General features: G+C 64.3%; 8 protein-coding genes. 3 read left to right on the top strand and 5 right to left on the bottom strand.

Annotation, left to right across the window (positions count from 1 at the left end):
* Nucleotides 1-648: sulfite exporter TauE/SafE family protein (locus tag EN925_RS24345; protein ID WP_164894360.1), on the top strand; the 648-nt coding region annotated here is incomplete at its 5' end.
* Nucleotides 649-683: 35 nt separating this feature from the next.
* Here the strand turns inward: EN925_RS24345 and EN925_RS24340 are convergent.
* The 3 genes from EN925_RS24340 to EN925_RS24330 all read right to left on the bottom strand — a co-directional run bounded on the left by EN925_RS24340 (nucleotide 684) and on the right by EN925_RS24330 (nucleotide 2,001).
* Complete coding sequence (locus tag EN925_RS24340) at nucleotides 684-1,178, bottom strand: GNAT family N-acetyltransferase (protein ID WP_127368917.1); 495 nt, start codon at nucleotides 1,176-1,178, stop codon at nucleotides 684-686.
* Entirely contained in the window at nucleotides 1,175-1,465 is a 291-nt protein-coding gene (locus EN925_RS24335) for a DUF1778 domain-containing protein (protein ID WP_013530564.1), read from the bottom strand. Before EN925_RS24335 ends, EN925_RS24340 begins: the two co-directional genes overlap by 4 nt.
* Nucleotides 1,466-1,551: 86 nt before the next feature.
* A complete protein-coding gene (locus EN925_RS24330) occupies nucleotides 1,552-2,001 on the bottom strand; it encodes a universal stress protein (RefSeq protein ID WP_127366237.1) in 450 nt (149 codons plus the stop codon).
* 208 nt (nucleotides 2,002-2,209) lie between these two features.
* On the opposite strand from EN925_RS24330, the gene EN925_RS24325 reads away from it, so the two are divergent.
* Entirely contained in the window at nucleotides 2,210-2,791 is a 582-nt protein-coding gene (locus tag EN925_RS24325; protein WP_127369982.1) for a histidine phosphatase family protein, read from the top strand.
* A 30-nt stretch (nucleotides 2,792-2,821) separates the two neighbouring features.
* Here EN925_RS24325 and EN925_RS24320 read toward each other — a convergent pair whose 3' ends face one another.
* Entirely contained in the window at nucleotides 2,822-3,223 is a 402-nt protein-coding gene (locus tag EN925_RS24320; RefSeq protein WP_013530567.1) for a VOC family protein, read from the bottom strand.
* A 120-nt stretch (nucleotides 3,224-3,343) separates the two neighbouring features.
* The gene (locus EN925_RS24315; RefSeq protein WP_127369981.1) at nucleotides 3,344-4,096 is read right to left on the bottom strand and encodes a pseudouridine synthase; all 753 of its coding nucleotides are present in this window, start codon (nucleotides 4,094-4,096) and stop codon (nucleotides 3,344-3,346) included.
* Nucleotides 4,097-4,125: 29 nt separating this feature from the next.
* Here EN925_RS24315 and EN925_RS24310 point away from each other — a divergent pair.
* On the top strand, nucleotides 4,126-4,600 hold a 475-nt coding region (locus EN925_RS24310), incomplete at its 3' end, for an SRPBCC domain-containing protein (RefSeq protein WP_245487288.1).

The raw sequence follows: 4,600 nt of genomic DNA, 5'->3' as shown, positions 1-4,600 counted from the left end.
CTGCTGGCGGTAACGATGCCGCCAGCACAGGCCGCGGCACTGCTGCTGATCCCGTCGCTGGTTACCAACTTCTGGCAATTGCTGACCGGCCCGTCCTTCGGCCGGCTGTGCAAGCGGCTGTGGACGATGATGGCCGGCGTGATGCTCGGCACCGTTGCCGGCGCCGGCCTGCTGACCGGCACGCACTCTGGCGTTGCCTCGGCCGGGCTCGGTGCGGCGCTGGTGCTTTACGCCATTCTCGGCCTGCTCAAGCTTGGCTTCACCACGCCGGCGCGCGGCGAAGCCTTGATGTCACCGCTGGTCGGGGTGGCGACCGGGCTGGTCACCGGCGCCACCGGCGTCTTCGTCATCCCGGCGGTGCCCTATCTGCAGTCGCTGCGGCTGGAGAAAGAAGACCTGATCCAGGCGCTCGGCCTGTCCTTCACCGTGTCGACGGCGGCGCTCGCCATCGGGTTGTTCAGGACCGGCGCCCTGGCGTCGCCGAGTGCGCAAATGGTCGGTTCGGTCGCAGCCCTTGTGCCGGCGCTGGCCGGCATGTTCGCCGGCCAGGCGCTGCGCCAGAAGATGAGTGTCGAGACCTTCCGCAAAGTGTTCTTCGCGGGGTTGCTGGCGCTTGGGGTCTATCTCGTGGGGGAGTTGGTGTTCTAGGCGCCGGACTTCCCCAGAGCACTGGCAGGAAGTCGTCAGCCAATGCTTTCGCTGAGATCAGCGAGCGTGACCATGAGTGTCAACGGCTCGACCGGCGAGGGCTCGAACCCGATGGTGATGTAGAAAGCTCGGGCATCGTCGGAAATCGCATGCACCACTATGCCTTTGATGCCCAGTATTTCAGCAGCCTGGAGAATTCGTAGACCGGCATCCCTTACCAGCGCCCGCCCGATGCCCCGACCGTGATAGGCTTGGTCTACGGCCAACCTGCCTTGCACTGCGACGGGGATCGGATCGGGCATGTCGCGCCGGAAACGGCTGGAAGCTTCGACCATTTTCACGGCGCCGCTGGCAACGGCATAGTAGCCAATCACACGGTTGCCTTTGCAAGTCACATAGGTCCGGGATGCACCGCCCGCTTGATTGGTGCGAGCACGTTTTTTCAACCAATCGTCGAGCGCTGTAATGCCCGACGAAAATTCCCCGAGTTCGTGATGATCCGCGAGTGGAACCGGGACCGACAGCGTCACGCAGCTTCCCACGGAGCCTTTGTCGTCATCGTGCGGCGCAATCGGTCGTTGGGCTGCGGCGGCGCGTCGAGGCGTGCCAGAAACGCAGCGTAGACATCCGGTTCGACGGTAAACACGAGACGGTTGAGCAACGCTTCCTCAGCGGCGCGTTGCGAGGCTTCAAGCATGAAGTCGGTGCGATTCTTACCGAGCAATTCGGCTGCGCGGTCGATCAGATTGCGAACTTCCGGCTTGACGCGGATGTTGAGCGGAACGCTCTTCGGCACCGGATGATGTGACGTTGGCATGGACGGCTCCTTCGTCGCGCATATCTAGCACAGCGTAACGACATTGTCATTACCCGGTTCGATGGAGCATGCGATCCGTAGTAGCCCTAGCGCACGACCAGCACCGGGATCTCCGTGTAGGACAGCACTTCCGCCGTCTGGCTGCCGAGGAGCAGCTTGCCCAGCCCGCGGCGGCCGTGCGAAGCCATGACGATCAGGTCGCAGCCCAGGGCCTGCGACAGTTCCAGAATGGCTTCGGCGGGCCGCTTGTCCTCGACATGCACGACCTCCGCCGAGACGCCGGCGGCGTCGGCCGATGCCTTGCACCTGTCGAGAACTTCCTTGGCGTATTTGCGCGCCTCTTCCTGATAGGCGGCCAGTTCATCGCCGGCGGCGTAGCCGGCCATGGCGCCGCCCCAGGCGAAGATCGGGAATTGTTCGGAGACGGTGATGAAAGTAACAGAGGCGCCGAGGCCCTTGGCCAATGTCAGGCCGTGGGTAACGCCCTTGTCGGCCAGTTCCGATCCGTCCGTGGCGATGAGCAAATGTTTGTACATGATGACATGACCTGTTGCGCAAGGGCCGATGCCCTTGAGGTGGCGGGAGCCTTGTGGAGGGCTGGCCTTGATATAGTTGCGGCCTCGGGCCGATCACAGGGCCGGCCCCGCCGCGGATCAAGGCCAGGCGACCACGCAGTCTTGTACCAAGCGGATTCCCCTTTGCCGCATCGTCGCCTAAGGTGCCGGTGACATTGAAAGGCAGTCCATGAGCAACTCGTATCCGCAAATCCATCTGGTCCGGCATGGTGAGACGGCATGGAGCCTTTCGGGGCAGCATACCGGCCGCACCGACATGCCGTTGACCCCGGTTGGCGAGGCCGCCGCGCGGGGTGTCGCGGACAGGCTCGAGGGCCTGTCTTTTTCGGCCGTATGGTCGAGCCCGTCGCAGCGCGCCTACAACACCAGCGTACTGGCCGGCTTCGGCGCGCAGAGCGTCAAGAAGGACGATCTGCAGGAGTGGGACTATGGCGCCTATGAGGGGCTGACGACAAAACAGATCCTGGCCGAGCGCCGCGGCTGGAATGTGTTTCGCGATGGGTGTCCAAAGGGCGAGACGGCGGCCGATGTCGGCGCGCGGGCCGACAGGATTATCGCTGGGCTGCGCGAGGCCAATGCCAGCATATTGGTGTTTTCCAGCGCGCATTTTCTGCGCGTGCTGGCGGCGCGCTGGATCGGGCTGCCGCCGGAGGGCGGCGCGCTGCTCGTGCTCGATACGGCCAGCATCAGCGTGCTCGGCTACGAGCATGATTTGAGCGAGCCGGTCATCCGGAAATGGAACCAGAAATAGAGCAGCTTCGGCCAGCGGCACCGCTTACGCCTATCTGTCGAATTTCCTGATCGCCTCAGCGGTTACCGGCGTGAAGAAATTCACCAGATTGCCGTCAGGGTCGCGAAACAGCAGCGAGCGGTTGCCCCAGGGCATGGTGGTCGGCTTCTGCACAGTGATATTCCTGAGGAGGTCCGAGAGCCTGGCGAATTCAGCATCGACGTCGCCGACGCGGAACTCGATGATGGCGGTGTGGTTGTCGGCGGGGCGGGCGATGTCGCCGCCGAACAGCATCAAGGTGCGTGTGCTGCCGATCGCCAGCGTGCAGGTCGGCGTCGCCAGTTCGGCGAAGTCTTCCGTGTACACCGTCACGGGCATGCCGGTGATCTCACCGTAGAAGTGAACGAGACGCTGGACGTCCGACGTGATGATGCGGACGGAGACGAAATTCATTGCATTGGCTCCCTGATCGTTGAAGCCGTGGCCGGCTCCCATCCGACCTATAGGCCAGGCCTCCTGACAGCTTTCCGTCAGGAGGGATCGCCGTGCGGCTGCACCAGCGGCACGCCCTGCTTACCCCCTCAGCAGCGCCAACTCTTCTGCTGTCAAATGCCGTGCCGTACCCTTGGCGAGGTCGCCGAGCGGCAGGCGGCCGATAGCGATGCGGATGAGGCGCAGGATCTCGACGCCGTGCGCGGCGAGCAGGCGACGGATGTGGCGATTACGGCCTTCGTCGAGCACGATCTCCAGCCAGGCGGTGCGGCCGCCACTGCGCAAAAGTTCGATCGCGTTCGCGGTGAGCACCTCGCCGTCGACGGTCACGCCGGCGCGCAACGTCTCCAGCATCGGAGCATCCGGTACCGTGCCGATCTGCACGTGATAGGTTTTCGGCAAATGCGAAGCCGGGTCCATCAGCCGGTTGGCAAACCGGGTGTCGTTGGTCATCAGCAGCAGGCCTTCGCTCGCCTTGTCGAGGCGGCCGACCGGGGAGACGAAGGGCAAGTCGAGCCCTTCGAGGCAGGCATAGACGGTGTCGCGCTGCTGCGGGTCGTCGCGGGTGGTGACCAGCCCGCGCGGCTTGTTGAGCATGAGGTAGACCTTGCGCTCGGCAACCACCGGCCTGTCGTCGACGACGATGCGGTCGCGGTCGAGGTCGACGCGCAGCGCCGCATCGCGCACCACCTTGCCGCCGACACGCACGCGGCCTTCGGCGATCAGCACCTCGGCCTGCGTGCGCGAGCACAGGCCGAGCTTCGACAGCGCCCGGTTGAGACTGACGCCGGGCGCCGCCTGCCTGCCGCTCTGCCGTGTCTGCCGTGGTGTCATGGTGCCGTCTGCGCTGGTGGAGCCGACAGATGCCACGGGCTGCAATGGCTTCGCAAGCGTGGTGCTGTCTTCCTATACAGGGCAAGGGGCAATGGCGGCATCCGTACCGCCTGGAACAGCGATATTGTCGCCGCCGCATCCGCTATAATCTGCACCCCATGAGTGAGTCCGCTGCGCCGATAACCAAGACCGTCGTCATCGGTGCCGAGCCGGCCAAGGTCTGGCGGATACTGACGACGCCAGAAATGATCCCGCAATGGATGTCCGACGAGGAGTTGACCGTCAGCCTGCAAGGGCAGGCCGGCGGCGCGATCGTGATGCGCGGACTGCTGCACGGAATGCCGTTCGAAAACCACGGCACCATCCGCACTTTTGAGCCGGGAATGAGCTTCGCCTACAGCTACTGGAGCACACTGTCGGCCTCGCGTCTGGCGGACGTGCCCGAAAATCACACCGTGGTCAGCTTCGACCTGGCGCCGGCGGATGGGGGAACACTGTTGACAC

The organism is Mesorhizobium sp. M7A.F.Ca.US.006.04.2.1 (genome assembly GCF_004022915.1).
Taxonomy (GTDB): Bacteria; Pseudomonadota; Alphaproteobacteria; order Rhizobiales; family Rhizobiaceae; genus Mesorhizobium; species Mesorhizobium ciceri.
The sequence above is the reverse complement of the archived record's forward strand: the minus strand, read 5'-3'. Positions and strand labels throughout refer to the sequence as shown.

Coding starts and splice junctions, on each gene's coding strand:
- EN925_RS24315 (WP_127369981.1), bottom strand. CDS start 4,096: ATGACACCACGGCAGACACGGCAGAGCGGCAGGCAGGCGGCGCCCGGC.
- EN925_RS24325 (WP_127369982.1), top strand. CDS start 2,210: ATGAGCAACTCGTATCCGCAAATCCATCTGGTCCGGCATGGTGAGACG.
- EN925_RS24335 (WP_013530564.1), bottom strand. CDS start 1,465: ATGCCAACGTCACATCATCCGGTGCCGAAGAGCGTTCCGCTCAACATC.
- EN925_RS24320 (WP_013530567.1), bottom strand. CDS start 3,223: ATGAATTTCGTCTCCGTCCGCATCATCACGTCGGACGTCCAGCGTCTC.
- EN925_RS24330 (WP_127366237.1), bottom strand. CDS start 2,001: ATGTACAAACATTTGCTCATCGCCACGGACGGATCGGAACTGGCCGAC.